The sequence below is a fragment of the Novipirellula methanifontis genome (assembly GCF_052161655.1).
GTDB lineage: Bacteria > Planctomycetota > Planctomycetia > Pirellulales > Pirellulaceae > Novipirellula.
The window spans coordinates 9,525,731-9,549,828 of the sequence record NZ_CP197418.1; the positions used below are offsets into that span (position 1 = coordinate 9,525,731).

A 24,098-nucleotide genomic window follows, 5' to 3' on the forward strand; every position below is an offset into this window, starting at 1 on the left:
TAGCCCCCGATGGAATCGAATTGTCCAAACAAGCTGCAAACCACGCTGATGAAAACAGCTCCCGATTCACGTTAGGCGTGCTGCCCAGTGGAACCGTGGGGATAATTGCCACGCTTCGAGTGGAACCGGGTGGCAAATCACAGCTGGCAGACGAATCGCTTCCCCTGCAGCTAGTGGAACGATTTCGTCACTCAACCGCCGAAGGGATGACTCAGCTCGCCTCACACGAGTGGAAAACCGGACTTTCACCGATCGCTGAATTTTGGCGAGACTTTTCGCGTCGATACTTTCAATCGCTTTGCCGCGGGGCCGCTCAGCAAACACGGGGTTGGAATTCGCCCGAACCTCCGTGCGACGAACAGTTAAGCGAACTGCTGCAAGCCGCACCTCCGATGATGGGGCTCGAGTACCTTCGCACCGATTCGCTTCGACAATTGTGGCAATCAATTGACGCATTGACAAAATCAAACGTCAGCTTGGCGAAATCAAACACGAATAACAAACCTGACGTCGCCGAATACTTGCATTCGCTCGACCCCGTCTGGAATCTGGTGGGCCGAGTCACCTTTCATCTGGCGGAGAATAAAAAGAACCCTGCCCTGCCCTTTGCATTTCTGGCAACCTACACCGATGGCAAAGCCAAATCGGGATCGCTAAACCACATCCCGCTCGCTACGGCACTGAAGCAATCCATCGAAACTGGTGATTCGGCTCGGCTGGATCAACTGCTTGAACCTGTATCGCGTGCGGCACGGGAATGCGATCTGGTGCAAGAACTGCTGGAATCGCGGGCGATGTTTTCGCCGCAAGCCTGGACGATTCGCAAAGCGTTTGATTTCCTTTCGTCCGTCCCCAAGTTAGAACAAGGCGGAGTGATCGTCCGTGTGCCAAATTGGTGGAACGCGTCGCGTCCGCCACGCCCCCAAGTCTCGGTACGACTTGGTAACAAAAAAACATCGGCACTCGGAGGTGCAGAAGCTCTCGATTTTAGCGTTGACGTTGCACTTGATGGGGAACCGCTCAGCGAGGAAGAAATTCAAGCGTTGTTGTCCGCCCGCGATGGACTCGCGCTGCTGCGTGGGAAATGGGTCCAGGTGGACGAGGGCCGGTTGCAATCGGCACTCACTCATTGGCAAACGCTCGAAGAACAACACGCCGGTGGCATGGGTTTCCTCGAAGGCATGCGGTTGTTATCGGGAGCCACTTTTTCCGGTGATCCTATCGACGACGAAGTCCGACAATGGACGCGGATTCAGCCTGGGGCATGGTTGGCGGACACGATGCGTTCGCTTCGTGATCCTGCGGGAAATATCCAACTTGATACTCCATCACAACTAAACGCCACGCTGCGTCCCTATCAAACCGAAGGCCTGCGTTGGCTCTGGTTTGCCAACCAAATTGGGATTGGCGTCTGCTTGGCCGACGACATGGGGCTCGGAAAAACGATCCAGGTGATCGCGTTACTACTGCGTTTAAAATTCCCCGCGAACAAACCAGCAAAACCAAACGCAACCCCTTCGCCAAGCCTACTCGTTGTGCCCACGTCGCTGTTGGGAAATTGGATGCGTGAGGTGGAGCGATTCGCGCCCGACTTGAATATTTTGGTAGCTCATCGTTCTATCACCGATCCCAAAACACTCAAGAAGATCGCAGCCGATCCGGTGGCCTCGCTTTCCGCATACGACCTTGTGGTAACTACCTACGGACTGGCTCGCCGTAACAAGTGGCTGAGCGAAATGGATTGGCGGCTAGTGATTTTGGATGAGGCTCAAGCAATCAAGAATTCTTCTGCGGCGCAAACCAAAGCGATCAAGAAGATCCCCGCTGGCCATCGAATCGTGTTGACCGGCACGCCGGTCGAGAATCATTTGGGTGACCTTTGGTCGCTGTTCGATTTTTGTTCGCCAGGACTTTTGGGCACAGCGAGTGAGTTCAAAAAGTTTGTCAATGCAACGGAAGATCCCAAGCGAAACGTGAGCTTGGCTTCGCTGCGTCGCTTGATCCAGCCTTATGTTCTACGCCGTTTGAAAACCGATCCCGAGATTGCTTCCGAACTGCCTGACAAAACGGAAATGCGAGTCGATTGCGGATTAACCGCGACGCAGGCGGCGCTGTATCAACAAACGCTCGACGACCTCGAAAAATCGATCGATATGGCGGTGGGGATCCAGCGGAGTGGCTTGGTTCTGGGGGCGTTGATGCAACTGAAACAAATCTGTAACCACCCTGCCCTGTTCCTAAAGTCGGCGGAGTTCGATAGCGATGCCTCAGGCAAGTACGCCGAACTTCGCCGTATCGCTCAGACACTGATCGAGAAGCAAGAGAAGATGCTGGTCTTCACCCAGTTCCAATCGATGTGTGGCCCACTGCAGGATTTCCTTAGCGAATTATTTGGACGACCGGGATTAACGCTGAGTGGCAAGACGGCATCGGCCAAACGAGGAAAGTTGGTCGCCGAGTTCCAGAAGGAAACAGGACCTCCGTTTTTCGTAATCTCTGTCAAAGCTGGCGGGACGGGACTGAATCTGACGGAGGCCTGCCATGTCGTGCATTTTGATCGCTGGTGGAATCCTGCGGTGGAAGATCAAGCCACCGATCGTGCGTTCCGGATTGGACAAAAACGCAACGTGCTGGTGCACAAATTTGTATGTCGCGGTACGCTAGAAGAGCGAATTGACGAACTGATTTATTCGAAACGCCAACTGAGTGCCGAAATATTTGGCGAGCAAGGCGATTTGAATTTGACCGAAATGTCAAACGAGGAATTGATGCGTTTTGTTTCGCTGGACCTGAATAAGGCGACAGCGACTTGATTAGATTTCACCTTTTGTTTTAGTGGAGCTGCGTTGAATGGGACGCTATGGTTATCGCGGCGACTGGGCTCCCTATGTCCCCGTCGGCGAACGCAAACGGTTGGCGACCCAAGAAGCGAAAAGCCTGCTGAAGAAAGGCCAAACGCTCGCTCCGATTCAAATCAGCGGAAGCAAGATTGCGACCACGTTTTGGGGGATCGCTTGGTGCGAGAACTTGGAAAAATACGGCAATCTTGCGAACCGGTTGCCTCGCGGCCGCACCTACGTACGCAATGGCTCGGTCGTCGATCTGCAAATCAATGAAGGACATATTTCCGCCGTCGTCGCGGGGTCGGAACCCTATTGCATTTCGATCAACATCAAGAAACTGAAGCCGAAAGTTTGGAATCAGATTTGCGATAAGTGTGCTAGCTCGATTCATAGTTTGATCGACTTGATGCGAGGTCAATTGCCGGATGCGGTTTTACAACAACTGACCGATCGTCGTACCGGAATCTTCCCAACATCCAATGAGATCTCGCTCGATTGCGATTGCCCGGACAGGGCCAAACTATGCAAACATCTCGCTGCAGTGTTGTACGGGATCGGGCACCGGCTGGATTCTGAGCCCGAACTGTTCTTTAAACTTCGTGGCGTTGGTCAGACCGATTTGATCTCCAAAGCCGTCTCAGGTCAGAACGTCGATGACGCTCTTGGTCTCGATCAGCAAGGAGGAATCGATGCCGGCGATCTGGAATCCATATTCGGCATCGAACTTGGTACCGCAGATACTGCGGTAGCTGAGAAACGCCCCACGAAAAAGCGGTCGACGAAAAAGAAGGCAGCCAAAAAGAAAGCGCCGCCAGCAACCCAGAAGAAAAAGGCTGTAAAAAAGAAGGCGACAAAGAAGAAGACCGCAACGGCAAAGAAGGCTGCCCCAGCTAAGAAGTCAAAGGCAGCAAAAAAATCGAAGAAGAAAGCGACGAAGAAAAAGTAGCCAACGAGGGTCGCTATAGCGAAGATCAAATTTCTGTTCCTGGAGAAATGACCGGTCTTGGACCCCATCTGGGGTCCGCTTTCTTTTTCGAGTTTGGATACCGGAGGTGCGCCGCCGCGCAGCGACCTCCTGCACCGGCCACCGCGATCGGCAAATGAAGTAACACAGGCCCAGCGAAGCCTTGGTTTTCCCCGGTTCATTTCTTTCATTGTGCAGGCTTGGGTTCCATTCGGACTGGGGACAAGGCGGGCGAAGCCGCGATCGTCGCTCGACCGCTGACCTCGTCGTAGCTCAGTTCGCGTCGTTCAAGCAGTCCGCCGCCAGCTTGCCAAAACTCGTAGGCCAGTTGAGGCTCGGCCGCCGTGGGATCGAGCTCTAATACGACCCACATTTTGCCTTCGTCGTATCCGCTAAAACGTTCGGGGTTATCGTGCAGTGTCGCGTTGCCGCTGCCCAGTGGTCCACTGGTGAACTCCAGATGTCGACCTTGCACTTGGTAGCCTGCGGTGAAGTGGCGGTCGCCCGAGAGCAGCACGACGCCGTCGATTTTGTTTTCCGTGATGTGATCAAAGATCTGTTGTCGTTCGCGTGCGAACGAGGACCAGCAATCCGGCTGGGTCATGGTTTGGAACTCGCTGCCCGATGCGACGACCTTGAACTTCGCTTGCGACTCTGCCAAGCCTTGTTTGAGCCAAGCCAATTGTCGCTCGCCCAGCATCGTTTTGCTGCCGTCTTCGGGAGTCCGGTTAGGCGTCCGATAGTAGCGTACATCGAGCATAAAGAAATCGATTCCGCTGTGGGAAAAACGGTAATAACAGCCTGGATTGTCGGGCTCGCCGTAAGCCGGATTGGCCCACCACTGCTGAAACACCTTCAAACTGTCTTCTTTTCCCTTGCTGGTACCGTCGGAATTGTTGGGGCCAAAATCATGATCATCCCAAATCGCATAGGTGGGGGTTCGACGAATCATCTTTTCAAAGCCGCCGACCGAGCGATGCATAAACAAATGATCTCGCAACAGTGCCGGATCGGTCGTGTCGCCATAGTGATTATCGCCGACCATCAAGAGCAGGTCGAAATTATTGCGCTCCGCCATTTCGCCCAGCGCCGCAGCGGCGGACGTACCTCGCCGCCCCACACACGAACCGACTGCGATCCGCAAACGGGCTGCCGAATCCGCAGCCGGCGCGGTCATAAACGAAGGGAACGGCCGCGTCAGGGCGGGAACATCGTCTAACAGCGGAACGTAATAGTAGCGGGTCGCAGGCTCAAGCTCCGTGACTTCTACTTGTCCAGTAAACGAAGCGTCCGCAACCAAGGCAGGCCCGTCGACCCTCCGCACATCGGCTAGATCCATCGTCTTGCCAATTTTAAAACTCAGACGAGCGGCGTTAGAGGCCTTGGCCCACAGACTCACGGTTGAATCCGTGACATGTCCGACCAGCGGCCCGGCATGCAGAAACGGAGTTCCGGGAATCGGTTCGACGCCCGGCACTGGATCTAGGTCAGCATTCGCGGGAGGTGCAGCAGCGAGGGTGCCAAGCGACACGAGCGTGAGAGCGAACAGCGAACCGAAGGCAAAGAACGATTTCATTGAAACACATTCCGAGGTGGGAGGAAGAATGGGGAGGGAGGGCAGGATGCAACTCAGTGTACTTCGGCCAGTGCACGCTCACCACAGATGCAGTCCCCTTTGCTTTGGTGACATCGGCAGCATGACGCCCTTCGCACTCAAGTAAGGACAGTGGAGGACATACCATGGAAAACATTTCCAGCATGTATTCCGAAGGGAATAGCAGACAATCGCCAGTGGTAAGCAGGTCAATATGAGTCATTCCACATAATGATCTGAGCCGACGGCGCTAGCCGCGGGCATGTTTCCTTTAATATTGACGGGCCCGCGGCTAGCGCCGTCGGCTCACAAAAAGGAACGACGTTTCACCGGTATATACCAAACGATCTGCTTAGGCGCAGCGCCACCAAAGAAGAATTCAACGAACAGGAGGAAACGGAGAGAACAGAGGAGAATCGGCAGGGTCTCCGTTGGCTCTGCGATCTCCTGTTCGATCCGACCCTCGCTACCGCGATCGCCATCACAGAAATGGATCTCGTAACCTTGGGGTGGTTCAAAAGAAATGCCTCGCACCCAAGAAACGAAGAAAGGTTAAAAGATGGAAGGTTAGAAGATGGGGACGCATGAACGCGCCGTGTCGGTCGGCGGAGGCTTATGGCCTTATTATTTTTCTGTCGTACTCATCTTTCTGTTATCCTCTTCGCAGCGTGGTCGCCGAACGAGATTCGCAGCGACCGCCAGCACGAATGATGGCACTAAGACTCACTGTATCAAGCCGCCATCATCTGGTCGAATCCGACTTTTGATGATCGTGGCAATGAAGTCTTGGGTCGCCTGTACCTCCCCGAAATAGTCCAGGGCGAACAGCCCCTATCCAACAACATTGACACGACACGGCCGATCCTATACCATTAGGTACATAAACGCCCTGCCCTCCTTGCGTTCGCACTGCAATGAAACCTACCTGCTTCCTGAGACTCGCCTCCGTCTTTGCCACACTGCTCGTATTATGTGGCAGCAATATCGCTCTTGCACAACTGAACTTGAGCTTCGATATCGAAAAGCCTCCGTTTGAGTACACCAAAACGGAGGATGACAATCGCGTCAGCCGGTTGATCGCCAAGCTGAAGTCGAAAGAGCTCAAACTGAAGTACACTCGCGAGCAAGGCTATCTTGCTTCGATGCTTGATGCGCTGGAAATACCAGCATCCTCACAGACGCTGGTGTTTTCAAAAACCAGTTTGCAGGTGCGTCACATCTCGCCTCGCAACCCGCGGGCGATCTACTTCAACGACGACACCTATGTGGGCTGGGTCCGCGGCAGTTCGTTAATGGAAATCTCGACGGCTGACCCGAAACTTGGAGCGGTGTTTTATACTGTCGATATGATGCCATGGCGTGCCAAAGTCGAGAGAGCTTCTTACGACTGCTTGGGTTGCCATGTGACGTCGATGACGCAAGGCGTTCCAGGTCATACCGTCCGCAGCGTTCTGCCTAGTATCGACGGATCGGTAGACGCACAAACGGCATCATCAATCACTTCGCATCGCAGTCCATTCTCGCAGCGCTGGGGCGGCTGGTATGTGACGGGACGCCACGGCGAGATGACGCATCTGGGCAACTCGATGTTGCGGGGCAATCGACTCGACACCCGCGACAACGGCAATCGACTAAATCTACGAGACGATTTTGACACCTACGATTACTTATCGCCGTACAGTGACATCGTCGCGTTGATGGTGCTGGAGCATCAGTCCCAGATGCACAACACAATGACACGCGCCGATTTCTCGATGCGTCAATTGCACCACGAACGAGCTGAACAGGATACGACGGCAGAGTCCAAGGACGAGTGGCGAGGCCAGTTACACATGATCGCCAAACCGGTGGTCCAAGAGATGCTGTTTTGTGAGGAGACCGAATTGACGAGCGAAGTCAAAGGGCTACTCGAGTTTGCACACGAGTTCGAAAGTCGCGGGCCCAGCGATGATCAAGGACGCTCGCTTCGTCAGTTCGACCTCAAGACACGGATGTTCAAATATCCGCTCAGCTATCTGATCTATTCGAAAGCCTTCGACTCGCTGAGCGAGGAACTACGTCGCGAGGTAGTCCGCCAACTGCTGGATGTGCTCGAAGAACGAGACACGTCGGAAGCCTACGCTCATTTGACTACGGATATGCGACGCGACATCCTTGAAATCTTGCGAGCCACGAAGCCTGGATTCGAGCGGGACGCCAGCTACGGACTGCCAAAATGAGCCATTCAACATCATGTTGTGATTTTTGGTTGCGCAATTTTCCAGTCACCTCTCCACCGACTTCGTCGGTGGAGAGGTGACTGCAGTATAGGCTGGAAGAAAAAATCACCCTCGATATCCGACGACAACACCGAAGTTTTAGCAGCCCGGCCCGAACCCCGACCGTTCCGACAAACCACCGAAAGTCTTGGCGACTTTCGCTACGAGGGCAGCAAGGATGACCGAAAGTCTTGGCGGGCTGTTGATTTAGTGAGCCGTGACGCGTAAGCGGCCGGGTTCCTCGCATTACCCGGTGCCTTACGGCCCACGGCTCACCAATGCGATTCGCATTTCGATTAAATCAACAGCCCGTTGGCGACTTTCACTACAGTAACAGTTACTTCGTCGCCACTTCGTTGGATTCTGACTCGTTGGCTTTCCAACCCAACTTGTAGGCGGCCGCTTGGGCTTGGCGACTGTAATCAATCGATTCGCCTAAAATCCGCGCAGCTTCCTGGTCGGCGTGAAAACCTTTGGAGTTTTCGCTGCTGATGTAGTCCAACCGCCACATCGCTTTGCGTTGCAGATCACGGATCGGTTTTAGCTGAGCTTCGGTTGCACCGTTTTCTTGTGCCATCACGATTGCATCGAGCATATCGGTCATCGCGACTGCCGCGCGATCGATGAGAGCTCGTGTGCGATCCTGGATCGTATCGACGCGTGCTTGCAGCTCGGTCTCGGAAACGTTGTGGCAGGTCTGACATGCCTTGTTGATATTCAGCATCGGGCTGCGAACCCAGTGGCTGCTGACTTTGGTCGCCCCTTGCTTCTCATACGGCATGTGACAATCACTACAGCTGACTCCGGCGCGAGCATGAATCCCTTGGCTCCACAATTCAAACTCAGGATGCTGAGCCTTGTAGACCTTGGTTCCGGTTTCTTTATGAACGAAGTCGTAGAACTCGCCGCCGTCATCGGGGAATTCAGTTTCATCCCATTCCTGTTCGAGATCCTCGACCTTCAGCCCGTTGCCCCAAGGGAAGGTCAGCGTCATTTTGTTGGCACAGTAATACTCGACATGGCATTGCCCACAAACGAACGAGCGGAGTTCTTGACGCGTCGCATCAGTGTTGGGGTTGTAAGGGGTCTCTGAGCCCGAATCACGCCACTTTTGAATGCTTGGCAAGTGGGGAACGGGATCGTCGCTGCGGGCGAGCTTTGCGATTCCATCAATGAATCCAGGACGGGTGACACGGATCTTCATCGAGTCAGGATCGTGACAATCGATGCACGACACCGGGTGGGCGCTGCCCATGTGCGGATCACCTTCGGCGGCCTTGGTGACGCCGTCATGTGTCTTTAATAACTCGGCGTAAACCTCTTCGTACGGTTTGCGGCTGACCGCTCGGAAACCCGCCATCACCGCCTCTTGATCGAATCCTTCGGCCAGTTTCGCTTCACTGACCTCTTCACCCGCTCGCTCGAGTCCGATCCGGCGATAGGTCGGGATGATCGAGGCATGGCAATGTAAACAGGCACCGGCCTGCTTGAAATCGGTCACCCGCTTGGTGACCTCTTGATCGTGCAGCATATAGGCGTGACCGCGAGCTTCGCGATAGTCGACGCTAAAGGCGTAGCCGTCGTACAACCGCGTCAGCCAAGGATCCTGCTTGAGCTTACTTGGCGTGAACGCATGGTTGCCGCCGTACTCGGTACGCTCGGTATCGGCGGTCCTCAGATAACCTTCGTATTGCAGCGGAAAGTTGACGCCCCACGGCTCGGGGTCCGTGCTCACCTCATTGACTTCGACTAAACGCACAAAGGGCTTCCGTGCTTCTTGTTTGCGTTCAAAAATATTGACCAGCAACCCAACGACACCCACAGTAGCCAGTGCCACCAATGCCGTTAGCACAATCAAGACGCCGAAACCGCGTGATTTCTTGGATTCCATTTAGCGAAAACCATGCTCAAAGAGGAGAGAGTAAAAAAGCAAAACAAATAACTAACGTTGGGCGTGGCCCACATCGGCATGACAGTGCACGCACGACTGCATGTCTTCGCCCTTAACGGCCGGCAACATCGAGTGCACGAAATCTCTGTGACAATCCACACACGTGCTCTGCGTCACTCGCTTGTTACGCGGCTTGATCTGAATCGGATCTTTGTAGTTGCCCAAGGTAAACGCCAACGAGTGAAAGAACCCGTTATCGGCCTTGGTCACCCATTTCCCGATCGCATCATGAGGCAGATGACAATCGTTACAAACTGCGACGTGATGGTGGCTCGAGTGCTGCCAAGAATCGTATTGCCCTTGCATGGCGTGGCAATTGATGCACGTCAGTGGGTCGTTACTCAAATAGCTCGCCCCTTTGCCGTAACCAAAGGTGAACGTGCCAAGCCCGACGAGCATCCCCACCAAGACAACAAAGAAAAGAGGTGTACGTCCAAAACGACGCCATCCCGTTTGTGACTTGGTGACGCTATCCGATGATTGCGGTATTGATGGTTCCATCCGCAGCTAGACTACTTTCAGATAAGGGGGTTGCAACACGTTGTCGCTGATCGTGCAAATCACGCCGCTGAATTGCCGCACGATCAACAACATTTTGTGGCCTGCGCGGTGCTAAGCATCTAGTCAACACTCGAAGTCGACAACCGCAAATTGAACGCTGAACAAAAAAATTCAGCGGATATCCTGCTGCTCCATTACCAACCGCGCGTCAACGCACAGAAGTGTGCGGATAGGGTCAGGAAAGTCGCCAGAACGTGAGTCGAAGGAGTTGGCGCGGCGAGGGGCCACGCGGTTTGATTTGAATGGCTTACTCGCTGCAACCGGACGGCTTGGGACACTTGAAAACAACTCTCAGGTTCCGGCGTAGCTACCGTCGCGATCGCGGCGGAAATCCACGCTCTGGCGAGCGTGGCTACGAAAGTAATAAATCGGACGTGAGCTTCGGCCTGTGCCGTAATTCACGAAAGTCTTGACGACTTCCGCTACTAGTGATCCCGTCACTTAAAGCTCCGACGGCCCTTACGAGCCGATCAGACGCAGTAGCGTCTCGCGGACTTTGCCGGGGTTGGCGTTGGGATTCTTCTTTTTGGCTTGGCCGATCAATGCCCCTAGCGCTTGCACCTTGCCGCCTTGCACATCGGCAACGACTTGGGGATTCGCGTCAAGCAGTTCTTGGCAGAGTGCATCCAACTCGCTGCTATCGACCTTTTCGATCCCCAGCGATTTCATTGCTTCCTCGACGGTCACGTTGTGCTCGAGCATGTATGCGAAAACATCACGAGCACGCGCGTTGTCGATCTCGCCTGCGGAAACACGTTTGAGCAATCCACCAAGCTGATCGCTGGAAACCGCAAACGCATCGATCGTGGTGTCTTGCTCTTTCAGCGTTCGCATCACGTCTTGCTGGATCCAAGAACTGGATCGCTTGGCGTCTCCGGAAACCTCGGCCGCTCGCTCAAAGTAGGCGATCATTGCCGGGCCTTGATTGACGATCACGTTGGCATCGTAGGCCTTCAATCCGTACTGGTCTTGCAAGCGGTTAATCGTCGCCTGAGGCAATTCGCCGAGCGTTAGCCACGCCTGTTCGATGCGTTCGGCCGGGATACGGATTGGCAACAAGTCGGGATCGGGGAAGTAGCGATAGTCGGCCGACTCTTCCTTTTCGCGTTGGATGAAGGTACGTTCTTTCGAATCGTCCCAGCCCCGCGTCGTTTTGGCGCGATCGTCGATCGTCAATCCATCGGCTTCCCAATCGATGTATTGACGTTCAATTTCATACTCCAACGCCCGCTCGACGGCACGGAAGCTGTTCATATTTTTGACTTCGACGATCGGAGTCGCGATTTTTTTGCCATCGGTTTCGATGTGCAAATTCACGTTCGCATCGACACGAAGACTGCCTTCTTGCATCTCACAATCGGAAACATCCAGATGCATCAGAATCAATTTCAATTGCGTTAAATACTCGCGGACCTCCGCCGCCGAACGCAGATCGGGCTGGCTAACGATCTCCAGTAGCGGCGTGCCGCAGCGATTCAAGTCAATTCGCGTGTCGCTTTTGCCGGCGACCTCGTCATGCATGCTCTTGCCCGCATCCTCTTCGAGATGGGCGCGAATGATGCCGATATGCCGTGTGCTTTCATCGTCTGCGGGATCGACGATCTCGAGATAACCGTCGGCACAGATCGGCAGATCGAATTGGCTGATCTGATAGCCTTTGGGCAAGTCAGGATAGAAGTATTGCTTGCGATCCCACTTGGTCATCTCAGGGATCGCACAATTGATCGCCAACCCCGAACGGATCGCCAAATCGATCGCCGCTTCGTTGATCACCGGAAGGGCGCCGGGCAAGCCCAGACACACCGGGCAGACTTGCGTGTTCGGCGGCGCACCAAATTCCGTACTACAACCACAAAACAATTTTGTTTTTGTCTTGAGTTGAACGTGAACTTCCAGCCCGATGACGGTGGTGACTTGATGAGTTGACATTGGCGTAATGAGTGGTGGTGACGGTCACGAACACGAGTCGCTTGAGGACTCGCAAGACAGAGTCTTGATAAAGACAACGCAGCGTGAAATCAGTTGGAAGGACGTTTTTGGTGATGATCCGTAGCAAGCTGGAACGCATTAGAGGCAAACAACAAACGAGACTCTTCGAGTGCAGGTGCTTGCAGCTGGATTCCAATCGGCAATCCAGCCGAATCAATTCCGCCAGGTAACGAAATCGCCGGTAAACCCGCTAGATTGGCGCCGACGGTGAACAAATCGCAAAGGTACATCTGTAGCGGATCATCAATTTTGTCGCCCAGCGGGAACGCGGTTGATGGTGTGACCGGTCCAAGCAGCAAGTCGACTTGCGAGAACGCGGCATCAAAATCGCCTTTGATCAAACGGCGAACCTTTAACGCTTGGTTGTAATATTTGTCGGTGTACCCTTCGCTTAACGCATACGTCCCGACCATGATCCGGCGTTTGACTTCCGAACCAAACCCTTCTTCGCGACTGCGGCAATAAGCCGAGGTCAGCGGCCCTTGGGGGCTGTGCATGTCGATCGACTCGGTGCGATGACCGTAATGGGCACCATCGTATCGCGACAGGTTACTGCTGGCTTCACAGGGTGCGATCACGTAGTAGGTCGGAACCCAATACTTGCTATGCGGAAGATTAACTTCGACGATCTCGGCGCCTTGACTCTGGAACACCTTGGCCGCTTCGTTGACGGCGTCCATGATCGCAGGATCGATGCCGGCGGTCTCCGCAGTCTCACTTAACACCCCAATTCGCAAGCCACGCAGATCCGACGACTGCAACACATCCGAATATTTGGGAACGATTTGATTTAGCGAGGTTGAATCTCGCGGTTCAAACCCGGCGATCGCTTCGAGCAAAAGAGCGACATCGGGAACCGACCACGCCATCGGACCGACTTGATCCAAGCTGCTGGCGAACGCGATCAAACCGAATCGGCTGACACGTCCGTAAGTTGGCTTCAACCCCGTGAGCCCACAGAACGCGGCGGGTTGCCGAATCGAGCCTCCGGTGTCACTTCCAAGACTCAGTGGCACCGAACCGGCAGCGACACAGGCCGCTGCGCCTCCGCTGCTGCCGCCTGGGGTACGGTCGGTATCCCAAGGATTTCGAGTCAGCCCAAATGCGCTGGTTTCCGTGCTGGCCCCCATCGCGAACTCGTCCATGTTCGTCTTGCCGATGATCACGGCATCCGCTTCACGAAGTTTGCTGACGACGGTGGCATCGTAGGGCGGTCGAAAGTCTTTGAGCATTCGCGAGGAACATGTGGTCGGCATGTCGGCGGTGCAGAGCACGTCTTTGACCGCAACGGGCACACCCGCCAAGATGCCCAGCGGCTCACCCGCGGCGCGTTTGGCATCGACGCGGCGAGCAGCATCAATAGCCTGTTCCGCCGCAACGTGAGTAAATGCGTTGATCGAGTCGTTGGTGTCGCGGACCGACGCCAACGCTTTTTCAGCAATCTCAACTGCGGTTAGATCGCCATTTTCTTGCAATCGAACCAATTCCAAGGCGGAATCAAGCATGGTTTCTGCATCAATCGTGGAGTGGAAACGTCTTCAAGCGAAACAGAATTATTGGAGATCGCTGGCCAGCCGACTACCGGGCTATGTTTTCGATGTTTTTGGCTTTTCCAGTAAATTTGGATTCTCGCAGAGTTTCCGCAGAGGTAGCCATTTTGGGGCACATGGCCAATGTCATCTACTTTGGTAACGGAACTTGTCAAGAGTTTCGACCTGTTCGGCGATTCACGAAAGTCTTGACGACTTCCGCTACGACACGCTTCCACCTACACGGGCGACTTGGGAATCGCGATTGTGGCGACACAGCCGCTTGCCCCACCAGCGAGCTTGATGTCGGCGTCGTGCAACTTGGCAATCCGGTAGGCTCGGCACAGCCCCAGCCCAAGCCCACGGCCGGCTTCGCGACCACTAAAGTAGGGATCAAACGCATGCTCGCGTGCCGAACGCGAGAGTCCGGGACCGCTATCGGCCACGTGAATCAGTACGCGATTAGCCTCAGGTACGATCGACATCACGATCGTGCCGGATGATCCGATCGCTTCGATCGAGTTTCGCAGCAACACACGCAATGCTTCGCCGAACATCGGTTCGTCAAGGTCGAGCAAGAGCTCGCCCACAGGGGTCTCGGATTCCAAACGGATGGAAAGCGAATCGGCTTCGTCGACAAACTCATCAGCAACCGATCGTACTAGCGAGTTGATGTCACACCGAGAAGTCTCGGGCAGCGATGGATTCGCGTAGAACATCAAATCGGCAATCATCTCGTGGGCTCGGTACACTTGATCGACAATTTTTTGCAGCGACGCACTCCGCTGCGGATCAGCTTCGCCCTGCTTCAAATGCTGGGCTCGCGTTGAGATGTTGGCTAACGGGTTATTGATCTCGTGACTAAGCCCGTAGGCAAATTGCTTGAGCGCAGAGAGTTTTTGATTGTGAAGACGACGATCAAAAGATTGCTCGAGCGTGCGAGTGTGTTGCATTTGCCGAGCAAGCTGCTGAAGCGAATCGGCCGCCGCGAGCTCTGGCGGCGGCGAATGGGGCACTCCATTCAACTCCGCAGCACTAAACGATATCTCGGCCCAGCGATCACGCCATGACGCAGCTACACTCGGCCCGGTCGCCTCGAGCCAAAGCGTCGCATGGGCAAGCCACTGCTCTACAGGCAACGTTCTAAAATAGGAATCCAGTTCACTCCAACGTGATCGGGTTGCCGAGTTAATCTCGGGCGTCCCCAAAAACGCATCGCCATCTGCGAACAGCGTGATCGCATTTTCGGCAAGCCAAGCTGCTAAACCTGACAACGAGGTCGAATCGCCGGGGAATGACGCGGCGGTGAAGATTAATAGCGGCGGATCGACACGCAATGCTTCAATCGTTCGCTGCAGCGTGATTGGATCCACTTGCGGTGAAATGTCGTCTGCGGCGTCTCTTCCCGCGTGCTCCGCAACGGCCAACGGATCGGGCTCATTGCTGCGCAACAGCAAACCGATCAAACACTCGGTGGCCGCGAGCGAACGTGGCAACCACCATCGGTTCGATTCGAAACGTAGGCTGGGCAACAAGTGGGTTGGGGACATCACGCTAAGAAGACCATCCGTGTCGCACTTGTATCAGTTTGCACCACCTCCACAGGCAAGTCACCTGGGTCAGTCACCGAGAGGTGGTGCTTTGTCAACGTAAAATTTCAGGGTCACGGAAAATCGTGCGTGGGATACAGATCGTTTGGGAAAGACAACGAAAGTCTTGACGACTTCCGCTACGCCCAAGACAGGCTGGAAGCCTATCCCACATTTCAGGCTGGGAGCCGAATTCCGTGTTCGAGTGACCGCTTAATTCGTCACACCACGTTCGATTTCGAGCAAGTCGCACGATCGATTGATCAATTCATCAATCGAAAACGGCTTTTGCATGAAATCGTTCGCTCCGGCGGCTTTCAAGGCGTCGACTTTGTTGTGCTCGACCATTCCCGAGATACACAAAATCTTGACCATATCCATCGCGGGATCGTTGCGAACACGTTGGCAAACTTCTTTGCCGTTGATGTCGGGCAACATCACGTCCAAGATCACTATATCGGGGCGAAACTCTTTCACTCCCATTCCAGCGTCAAATCCGTTGTTTGCGGTGCGGATGTCAAAACGTCCGTCACGCGAAAAACCTTCGCTGATCAATTCGACCAAATCTTGATCGTCATCAACGATAAGCAGCTTCTTTTTGCCGCTTTCAAGTGCATCGGTGGGAATTCCGTTTTCCTTCATGAACATGAAAAGTTGTTCACGTGGAATGCGTCGGAATTTACTTCCGGGGACACGAAACCCCTTTAACGAACCGTTGTCGAAACAACGGATAATCGTTTGCTGGCTGACCTTACAAATCTTGGCCGCTTCGCCTGTCGTGAAGACCGTCTTAATGGTCATGGCAGAAACCATCCTCCCTGCATGACGAGCCGTTACATTGTGAATCCTGGAGCTCTGAACATAACCACCCTGTTATTGCAACATGCAGCCCAATACAGCGGGTCTCGTCCAGAGACAGACCATCATGATGTCACTTGCTAGCAAATGTAAGTTAATGATTCGTTGTGCATCCGATACACAAGTCACCCAACCGTTCACCACGAGTCTTTGTTTAGCAAACTTCCCGTCCCCCGCACTAGCACATTGCCGTGCTAGAGTGTGCGAAAAACGTAAGCAGCAAGAAACTCCGAGTCCCCCTGCCTTACCAAGCTTGCCTCACCAACGAATTCTATCGAGTTGACACACTGGGTCAAGATCGATTTAGATTCCATAAGTCCCGCATTCATCGGAACTTAAGGATTTTGGACGCGTGTTTTTTGAATTTTGTGGGACGTGTGGAGCGATGATTTAGTGGAACCACTCCTGTCGGGATGCTCAAATTAGCGTTGTTCTCCCAAGACGGCTCCTGATCCAGTAATCGCACCATGATCCTTATTGCCCCCTATACGACTGATGCTCCGGTCTACCACCTGCCCATTGTGACAGGCGGGTTAGTTGCGACCAATATTGTGATCTTTTGCCTGACCACGCTTCAGGTCGCCTTTGGAAATATCGAGGTAGAGTCCATTGAGTGGCTGATCCTTCAATTCAACACGATTAACCCACTGCAATGGATTAGCAGCGCATTCATGCATGCCGATATCATGCATCTTCTGGGGAACATGCTGTTCCTGTGGGCGTTCGGCTTGGTCGTCGAAGGCAAGATAGGCAACCTTCCGTTTCTTGCCCTTTACATGCTGATGGCCTTGGTGGGTGGAATCATTGTCCAACTTCCCATGTTCATCCTGGGCAGCGAAGGTGGTGCGCTCGGAGCCTCTGGCGTCATTTTTTCGCTGTTGGTGATTGCGATGTTGTGGGCACCGGAAAACGAGATGGATTGCTTCTGGCTCGTCGGCTTTCGCATGGGTACGTTCGAAGTGCGAATCATCAGCCTCGCATCCGCGTTTCTAATGATGCAAATTGCGTTTCTGGCTATCGGAGGATTCTCGATGTCGTCGGAAATGTTGCATTTGATCGGAGTGGCGGTGGGATTGCCGATTGGCCTTTTGATGTTGCGTCAAGATTGGGTGGATTGCGAAGGCTGGGACCTAATCTCTCGAAACGCGTGGCTGCAAGAGTACAACCTATTTTGCAGCGATAAGCAGCGAATCGCTAAGTCACGCAAAACGTCGGAGCACCAAGATCCCATTGCTGCAGCGTTAGGAATTCGCCCCACACCGGCTGCCATGAACACCGCAGTCGCATCTCGCCCCGTTGTCGCGACTGCGGAGGCAGCGAAACCGAACCCACCACAAAAACCCGGTGTGAATCCACTGTTCTCGATGCTGCGTGCAAAGGCGAAAGAACCCGTGACGGCGCCAGAGCAGCTCGATGTGAAGGACCATCCTGAATTCAATCGGATTGTATTCTTGCTGAGGCAGGCGATTGAATCATCGAGTGTATTGTTGGCGCAACAGCATTTCTTCAAACTGGAACAGCTAAACCTCAGCAGCGGTTTATCCGACACACAATTGGCAGCTTACACCAAGCTGCTTGCCAGCAAAAAGATGTACGTTGAAGCGATTCGTCCTCTGTCGATCGTCGCCATCCACGGTGGTGCGCAATCGAATCAAGCACGATTGCGAATCGGCCAAATTCAATGGACCGTTCAAAAGAATCGAAAAGCTGCCGAGACAACGTTGCGTGGGATCGTGATACCACCGGACGCGATGAACGAGGCCAACCAAAAGGTGATCACGATGCGTGACCAAATACTGAAACAGATTTCAGAGTCGCAGTAATTTCAATGTCGCAGTAGCCGTAGGGCCGGTTCCCACCGGCCGTCTTTTGATTGGCCGCTAGGAACCGGCCCTACATCTCACATCAATTTTCAAAACGCTCTAAGCAGGTAGGCAGGAATCATTGGGTGAAATCCCGTTAGCCGTTTGGGCGAACGCTGTGAAGCATTTTCTGATAGCTACCTTCGCCAGAAGGTGGTGATTCGCTTAGGACGTCAACAATCCACGCTCTGGCGAGCGTAGCTACGAAACGCAAATGCCGTAATCTGCCGCCTCTAAATGCTTCACAGCATTGCGTTTGGGCACTAGCCCCGGTTGAATGCCGGAACCGTGGCTAACGCCAAAACGGCCAATTTACTGAAAGACTCCTGCCTAACTGCTTAGCGTTTGCGTTCCAGGTGGGCGAGTACCAAGGCTAGATCGGCTGGGGTGACGCCGCTGATCCGCTTGGCTTGATCGAGGTTCTGCGGGCGAACTCGATTCAGTTTCTCTCGCGCTTCCTGACGCAGCGGCCCAATGGCGTCGTAACTGAACGCTTGCGGAATCTGCTTGCCAGCCAAGCGGTGGTGTTTTTCCACCTCCATCTTTTGCCGCGTGATATAGCCTTCGTATTTGATGTCGTACAAACATTGCGTGGCCGCATCTTCGTCGATCTGACGCAGTTCTTCGACATGGCCACACATTACGTTCCAGTCGACTTCGGGACGACGCAGATAGACATCGCCCGGCGTTTTACCGACACGCGAACTCTTTAATATCTCCATGCCTCGATCGATTTGCGACATTTTTTCGGCAAAACGATCGCGACGATCGGCACTAATCAAACCAAGCTCATCCGCCACTGCGGTCAACCGGCGGTCGGCATTGTCTTGTCGCAGCAGCAACCGATACTCCGCTCGGCTGGTGAACATGCGATAGGGTTCGTCGGTTCCTGCGGTCACCAGATCGTCGACCAAAACACCGATATAGGCTTGGTCACGCGTGGGAACCCAAGGCTGCTTGGAGGCGACTTTTCGGGCGGCGTTCAGCCCTGCGATCAATCCTTGTCCCGCCGCCTCTTCGTAACCGGTGGTGCCATTAATTTGCCCGGCCAAGAACAATCCTTCGACAGCCTTGCTTTCCAAATGTGGCCACAATTGCGTGGGAGGACAGAAGTCGTATTCCACCGCGTACCCGTAACGCATGATTTGAGCATTCTCGAGTCCTTTGATCATGCGGAACATCTGGTCTTGGACGTCGCGCGGCAGACTGGTCGAGATTCCGTTAACGTAAACCTCTTCGGTTTGACGACCTTCGGGCTCGAGAAACAATTGATGCGAATCCTTGTCGGCAAAGCGGACAACTTTGTCTTCGATCGAGGGACAATAGCGTGGACCACGCGAATTGATTTGGCCGCTGTACATCGGCGCTCGGTCTAAATTGGCACGAATTAACGCATGCACCGCGTCATTGGTGTAGGCAATGTAACACGGCAATTGATTGCAATGATCCAGCGATTTGGTCATGAACGAAAAGGGCTGAGGTTGATCGTCACCCGGTTGTAATTCGAGCTGCGAGTAATCGATCGATCGCGCGTTCAGCCGCGGCGGAGTTCCCGTCTTGAACCGCTCGACCTCGAAACCTAATCGGTTCAGCGCTCCGCTGATCCCGGTCGTGGTCCCCTCCCCTGCCCTGCCCCCGGACGTTTTGGCGTCGCCGGTATGCATGATCGCTTTAAGGAAGGTGCCGGTGGTCAGAATCACGGTCGGAGCACGATACTCGGCATCGCCAACCACGCTGATTCCTGCAACACGGATTTTGCCATCGACGGTTTCGGTAATCAGATCGACCACGGTTTCTTGCCGCAGATGCAAATTAGGCTGCTGCTCGATCTGGCATTTGATGTGATTTTGGTAGGCTTTTTTGTCCGCTTGAGCCCGCGGACTGTGCATCGCCGGGCCTTTTCGGCAATTGAGCAAGCGAAATTGGATGCCGGTCTCGTCGATGGCGTGGCCCATCAACCCGCCCAACGCATCGACTTCGCGAACGATCTGCCCCTTGGCGACACCCCCGATGGCGGGATTACAGGACATCTGGCCCACGGTGTCCAAATTGGTCGTCAACAATGCAGTTTTTGCTCCCAATCGAGCCGCAGCGGCTGCGGCTTCGGTGCCCGCATGACCGGCACCAATGACAATAACGTCATAAGAGTAAGAAGACTTTGTCATGGAATCACGTCGCTGGGTGAATAGATCAAGAATGGAAGGGGAGCGAGTCGAACCGGAAGATAGGTAAGGACACCGTTTTCCGTGTTTAAGGGCAGATCGACAAGATGCATACCGCCAAGAAAGCCATCGCCGCTGCGGTATTCGCGGTAAGCGGATCGGGATTTGCTATCGCAGCACCGCAAGTTCATGCCGATTCGCCGGCTCTGAAAACGAGCAACACTGACGCCATCATATCAACAGAGGCTGGTTCTGCTAAAGGACTGCCGCCAAGTTACGCGGTCTCCGCAGTCAGCTCGGCCTCGGAATCGGTTGCCGTCCTCAATTCTCGCTCGTTCAAAATCCCGTTTAACGTTGACACCGCAGGTTCGCGGCCGGTGGAAGTGCGATTGTACGTCAATCGCGGAGGCAATTCGGGCTGGGAACACCTCGATTCAAAACCACCGACGATCCGCGAGTTCGCGTTCTCGAGCGACGAAGATGGCGTCTTCCTGTTTGCGACTCAAACGCTTGATTCCAGTGGTAGTTCGCACCCTGCAGGCCCAATTCATCCGCAATTGAAAGTCATCGTCGACACGACTGGCCCGCTGATGACGCTGCATGCCGACGGCGATGCCGATGGCACGGTTCGCTGCAGCATGAATATCGAGGATGCCACCGCAATTTCGGACACACGTATTTACTACGCTAGCGATGTTGAATCCCAGTGGCGGCTGATTCCCGTCAAACCCGCAGGCGCCGATCGTTCGTTCACGTTTCTTCCCAAAGAGGATTGGCGTCAACTATCGATTCACGTCACCGCCGTCGACTCGGCAGGCAACCAGACCGCCCAAATGAAGCGACTGCAGCGGCCTCGATTGGCTGCATTGCCGACTAATCGCTTTGCGGCCAGCGACAATCGTGACAGTCATGTGCCCAACGTTGCTCCGTTTGCCAAACCCCAGCTGAAAGCCATCTCGGTTCAACACCGTACCGCTTCGTTGCCTCCTTCGTCGACCAATTTGTATATTCGTCCGGCTGAGAGCGACCCGACAAACGGATCGAGCCCGATCATCAAACTGGATCGCAAAAAGCCCGAAACCGACGTTCCAAAGATCGCCGCAAACTATGGCTCGCTTCGCAGCGATTCCCCGCTGAATCAATTCCGTGGCCACACACCCAGCAGCGAAACTCAACACGCGTTTGCCCAGACGCCGCTGACCGGAACGCCGCCTAGCACACCGACTCAGCGACGGATCATTCCGCCTGCGAACGTGCCTGTGCTGACTGCTCCAGCGGTGCCGACCATTCCCGTGGCGCCGCGTCGCGTCAGTACTCCGCCAAGCCTGCAAGCCCAGCCAAGTCTGCAGCCTCAGCCAAGCCTGCAAACGCAACCGAATCCGCCAGCCGCATCAGGCTTTGTGCTGCCACAAACGACTTCGGTACCACGTAACCCGGTTCGCGGGCAAGTCGCTGGCCAGGTTGGAAACGCATTTCCGTTGCCACGATACGCTCAGCGTCCTGGCATGATCGAATTACCTCAGCCCGCAACGCCCGAGCAGGTCAGCAGCGATTTCGGAACAGTGGACCGTAAATCGTCGCAGCAGAAATTCAGCGGTGGTCCGTCGCTTTTCGCTCCGGCAACCGGGTCCGTAGACACATCGCCCCCAAGTTCGAACTCCACTGCGGCGGCACGTCCGAAAACGCCAGCGGAAGCAATGCGGCCTATCGCAAAGAGCGAACTCGCAAAGAACGATCGTCCGATACGCCCCGCGCCGCCGGAAAAACGTCCGGCTGCAGCGGTCGTCAGACGCGAGCAAACTCAAACCAAACCGGTTGCCAGCCCAACTACCGAAAGCGATCGATACAGTGCTCAGCGTGCCCTGCAATCTCGCATCGATTCGGCAACGTTCGGTGGCCGTGTTCCCACTCGATTCAGCGACTCGAATCAATTCAGCTTGGAGTACGAACTCGAAGCGGTCGGCCTTGTCGGCGTCGAATCGGTTGAACTGTATGGCAGCACCGATGGTGGCAAAAGCTGGAAGTTCTGGGGCCAAGACCCTGACAACGCCAGTCCGTTCGATATTGAAACGAAAGAAGAAGGCGTCTTTGGTTTTCGCATCGTCGTCGTCAGCTCCAACGGACTGACCAGTCCGAGACCGCAAGCGGGTGAGAGCCCGGACATTGTGGTCGTTGTCGATCAGAGCAAACCGATGGTGCGAATCAGCGGGGCTCAGTATGGCGAAGGCGACCGGACGGGTTCGCTGGTGATTCGCTACGAATGTGACGACGCCAATCTAATGACTCGCCCGATCACGTTGTCGTTCAGCGACGATGTGGAAGGTCCCTGGACCACTATCGCCGCGGGACTTCGCAACGACGGCGACTACGTCTGGCCTGCCGATCCTCAATTGCCACGTCAACTGTATCTACGCATCGACGCGACCGACAATGCGGGCAACATGGGCAGCTACATACTGGATCGCCCCATCGACACTCAGGGGTTGGCCCCCCGGGCGCGGATACGTGGTTTCCAACCGATTAGCAATTTCCCGTTGCCAACGGACAACGAGCACACTGCCGCTCGCAGCCAATCGACGTATAATTAGTGGGCAATGCCTCTCCGGTCAGGATGTGGGATAGGCTTCCAGCCTGTCATCAAGAGGAGCGGCCTATTTAGGGAGCGGCACATCTCCGTCGCATCTGAAACTCGGTCGCAGACAAACTTCTGCCACCGGTAGCGTTTGCGAAGTACAGTCTTTAGGCTTGAGCCCTGGCAGCCCCCACTCGAAACACTCGCTAAAAAGTCTCCGATGGCGATTCTGAACGCCTTTGAAATGTTATCGAAGCCACCGGCGGAATTGCCCAGCGTGGCAGCCGTCTTTGGTCCCGATACCACGCTGCGAACGTGGGTCATTTCGGCTTTGTCCTCCGATGGCGATGTCACTTCGTTCGATGGTGAATCGGTTCGGTGGGCGGATCTCCGTGACGATTTGGCAACCGCATCGCTGTTTGATTTCGATGGTAAACGGACCATCATCATCCGCGACGCCGACAAGTTCGTCTCGAACCATCGCCCTGAGCTGGAAAAGTACGCCGCCAACCCAGGCGAGTCCAACCGCTTCGTCATGGAGATGACGACGCTGGCGTCGAACACCAAACTGTACAAAGCGATTGCGGGCGACCATCTGGCAGTGGCCTGCAGCGCCAGCACCGACAAAAAGCTGGGCATCACCGCAGCCAACCGCCGCAAATTTTTGTGCAACTATGTCGCCAAACGGCACGGCGCGACGCTGTCGGGTGAAGCCGCGGATGCGCTGATCGAAATGCTGGGCGAAGAGATCGGGATGATCGAGACCGAGATCGCCAAGCTGGCGCTCTACAAAGCTCCTGGCGAAACGATCGACGAACCACTCGTTCGCGATGTCGTGGCGGGTTGGCAAGGCAAAACGGTGTGGCAGATCACCGAAGCGATCGCGACGGGCAACGCCGCCGAGGCTCTGTTGCAACTCGACAAACTAATGAGCGGCGGTCAGCGGCCGATCGCACTGCTGCCGCAGATCGCATGGTCGCTGCGACGATTAGGAATGGCAACGGCGGTGGTCGAGCATCGCGAACGCGAAGGCCGTTCGGTGCAATTAGAAGACGCGTTGGCGTCGGCCGGGATCCACCGGCCCTCGGACATCCAGCAATCCAAGGCTCAACTACGAGGCCTCGGTCGCGCTCGCGGCAAGCAGCTACTGCCATGGCTACTAGACGCCGACCTCAGGCTCAAAGGAACGCACAGCGCCGATGGACGCGATCGATTCTTACTCGAGCATCTTGTCATGCGGTTAGCCAAAGCCGCGCCGCAAAAGTCGTAAAGCTGCGGCTTGGGTGTCAAAACCGCGGATTTTTCCGCCATGTCGTGTGAATCCGTAGAGTTCAACTATCGACTTGCTTAAAATTAGTGGGAATTA

The 24,098-nt window shown here is 54.7% G+C and carries 14 protein-coding genes; 6 read left to right on the forward strand and 8 right to left on the reverse strand.

The window, feature by feature from the left end:
• Positions 1 to 20: 20 nt before the first annotated feature.
• Positions 21 to 2,813 (forward strand): DEAD/DEAH box helicase, encoded by a 2,793-nt coding sequence (locus tag SH528x_RS33900; RefSeq protein WP_442507841.1) that lies wholly within the window; start codon positions 21 to 23, stop codon positions 2,811 to 2,813.
• Positions 2,814 to 2,850: 37 nt separating this feature from the next.
• The gene (locus SH528x_RS33905) at positions 2,851 to 3,789 is read left to right on the forward strand and encodes an SWIM zinc finger family protein (RefSeq protein ID WP_442507842.1); all 939 of its coding nucleotides are present in this window, start codon (positions 2,851 to 2,853) and stop codon (positions 3,787 to 3,789) included.
• Between the two features lie 205 nt (positions 3,790 to 3,994).
• Here the strand turns inward: SH528x_RS33905 and SH528x_RS33910 are convergent, their stop codons facing one another.
• On the reverse strand, positions 3,995 to 5,383 hold the full coding sequence (locus tag SH528x_RS33910; protein WP_442507843.1) for an alkaline phosphatase D family protein: 1,389 nt from the start codon (positions 5,381 to 5,383) through the stop codon (positions 3,995 to 3,997).
• A gap of 932 nt (positions 5,384 to 6,315) precedes the next feature.
• On the opposite strand from SH528x_RS33910, the gene SH528x_RS33915 reads away from it, so the two are divergent.
• Positions 6,316 to 7,620: a hypothetical protein gene (locus tag SH528x_RS33915; RefSeq protein ID WP_442507844.1), complete on the forward strand. Its 1,305-nt coding sequence runs from the start codon at positions 6,316 to 6,318 to the stop codon at positions 7,618 to 7,620.
• 376 nt (positions 7,621 to 7,996) lie between these two features.
• Here SH528x_RS33915 and SH528x_RS33920 read toward each other — a convergent pair whose 3' ends face one another.
• From SH528x_RS33920 to SH528x_RS33945, 6 genes are all read right to left on the reverse strand, one after another.
• On the reverse strand, positions 7,997 to 9,550 hold the full coding sequence (locus SH528x_RS33920; RefSeq protein ID WP_442507845.1) for an ammonia-forming cytochrome c nitrite reductase subunit c552: 1,554 nt from the start codon (positions 9,548 to 9,550) through the stop codon (positions 7,997 to 7,999).
• A 51-nt stretch (positions 9,551 to 9,601) separates the two neighbouring features.
• On the reverse strand, positions 9,602 to 10,111 hold the full coding sequence (gene nrfH / locus SH528x_RS33925; protein WP_442507846.1) for a cytochrome c nitrite reductase small subunit: 510 nt from the start codon (positions 10,109 to 10,111) through the stop codon (positions 9,602 to 9,604).
• Positions 10,112 to 10,630: 519 nt separating this feature from the next.
• Entirely contained in the window at positions 10,631 to 12,100 is a 1,470-nt protein-coding gene (gatB, locus tag SH528x_RS33930) for an Asp-tRNA(Asn)/Glu-tRNA(Gln) amidotransferase subunit GatB (RefSeq protein ID WP_442507847.1), read from the reverse strand.
• Positions 12,101 to 12,189: 89 nt separating this feature from the next.
• Positions 12,190 to 13,665, reverse strand: coding sequence for an Asp-tRNA(Asn)/Glu-tRNA(Gln) amidotransferase subunit GatA (gatA, locus tag SH528x_RS33935; protein ID WP_442507848.1), 1,476 nt, complete (start codon positions 13,663 to 13,665; stop codon positions 12,190 to 12,192).
• A 263-nt stretch (positions 13,666 to 13,928) separates the two neighbouring features.
• Entirely contained in the window at positions 13,929 to 15,239 is a 1,311-nt protein-coding gene (locus SH528x_RS33940) for a sensor histidine kinase (protein WP_442507849.1), read from the reverse strand.
• A gap of 252 nt (positions 15,240 to 15,491) precedes the next feature.
• Entirely contained in the window at positions 15,492 to 16,079 is a 588-nt protein-coding gene (locus tag SH528x_RS33945; RefSeq protein WP_442507850.1) for a response regulator, read from the reverse strand.
• A gap of 524 nt (positions 16,080 to 16,603) precedes the next feature.
• Between SH528x_RS33945 and SH528x_RS33950 the strand changes: the two genes are divergently transcribed.
• A complete protein-coding gene (locus SH528x_RS33950; RefSeq protein ID WP_442507851.1) occupies positions 16,604 to 17,959 on the forward strand; it encodes a rhomboid family intramembrane serine protease in 1,356 nt (451 codons plus the stop codon).
• Between the two features lie 377 nt (positions 17,960 to 18,336).
• Here SH528x_RS33950 and mnmG read toward each other — a convergent pair whose 3' ends face one another.
• Positions 18,337 to 20,163 carry a tRNA uridine-5-carboxymethylaminomethyl(34) synthesis enzyme MnmG gene (mnmG, locus tag SH528x_RS33955; RefSeq protein WP_442507852.1) on the reverse strand — a complete coding sequence of 609 codons (1,827 nt, stop codon included), beginning with the start codon at positions 20,161 to 20,163 and terminating at the stop codon, positions 18,337 to 18,339.
• 104 nt (positions 20,164 to 20,267) lie between these two features.
• Here mnmG and SH528x_RS33960 point away from each other — a divergent pair, with 104 nt between their 5' ends.
• Together SH528x_RS33960 and holA are read left to right on the forward strand one after the other, a co-directional pair.
• The gene (locus tag SH528x_RS33960; RefSeq protein ID WP_442507853.1) at positions 20,268 to 22,748 is read left to right on the forward strand and encodes a hypothetical protein; all 2,481 of its coding nucleotides are present in this window, start codon (positions 20,268 to 20,270) and stop codon (positions 22,746 to 22,748) included.
• A 204-nt stretch (positions 22,749 to 22,952) separates the two neighbouring features.
• A complete protein-coding gene (gene holA, locus SH528x_RS33965; RefSeq protein WP_442507854.1) occupies positions 22,953 to 24,002 on the forward strand; it encodes a DNA polymerase III subunit delta in 1,050 nt (349 codons plus the stop codon).
• Positions 24,003 to 24,098 lie beyond the last annotated feature (96 nt).

Bases quoted from the DNA above. Each gene is read 5' to 3' on its own strand.
- SH528x_RS33905 (WP_442507842.1), top strand. From the start codon at position 2,851: ATGGGACGCTATGGTTATCGCGGCGACTGGGCTCCCTATGTCCCCGTC.
- SH528x_RS33910 (WP_442507843.1), bottom strand. From the start codon at position 5,383: ATGAAATCGTTCTTTGCCTTCGGTTCGCTGTTCGCTCTCACGCTCGTG.
- holA (WP_442507854.1), top strand. From the start codon at position 22,953: ATGGCGATTCTGAACGCCTTTGAAATGTTATCGAAGCCACCGGCGGAA.
- SH528x_RS33945 (WP_442507850.1), bottom strand. From the start codon at position 16,079: ATGACCATTAAGACGGTCTTCACGACAGGCGAAGCGGCCAAGATTTGT.
- gatB (WP_442507847.1), bottom strand. From the start codon at position 12,100: ATGTCAACTCATCAAGTCACCACCGTCATCGGGCTGGAAGTTCACGTT.
- SH528x_RS33920 (WP_442507845.1), bottom strand. From the start codon at position 9,550: ATGGAATCCAAGAAATCACGCGGTTTCGGCGTCTTGATTGTGCTAACG.
- SH528x_RS33940 (WP_442507849.1), bottom strand. From the start codon at position 15,239: ATGTCCCCAACCCACTTGTTGCCCAGCCTACGTTTCGAATCGAACCGA.
- nrfH (WP_442507846.1), bottom strand. From the start codon at position 10,111: ATGGAACCATCAATACCGCAATCATCGGATAGCGTCACCAAGTCACAA.
- SH528x_RS33915 (WP_442507844.1), top strand. From the start codon at position 6,316: ATGAAACCTACCTGCTTCCTGAGACTCGCCTCCGTCTTTGCCACACTG.
- gatA (WP_442507848.1), bottom strand. From the start codon at position 13,665: ATGCTTGATTCCGCCTTGGAATTGGTTCGATTGCAAGAAAATGGCGAT.
- SH528x_RS33950 (WP_442507851.1), top strand. From the start codon at position 16,604: ATGATCCTTATTGCCCCCTATACGACTGATGCTCCGGTCTACCACCTG.
- SH528x_RS33960 (WP_442507853.1), top strand. From the start codon at position 20,268: ATGCATACCGCCAAGAAAGCCATCGCCGCTGCGGTATTCGCGGTAAGC.
- mnmG (WP_442507852.1), bottom strand. From the start codon at position 20,163: ATGACAAAGTCTTCTTACTCTTATGACGTTATTGTCATTGGTGCCGGT.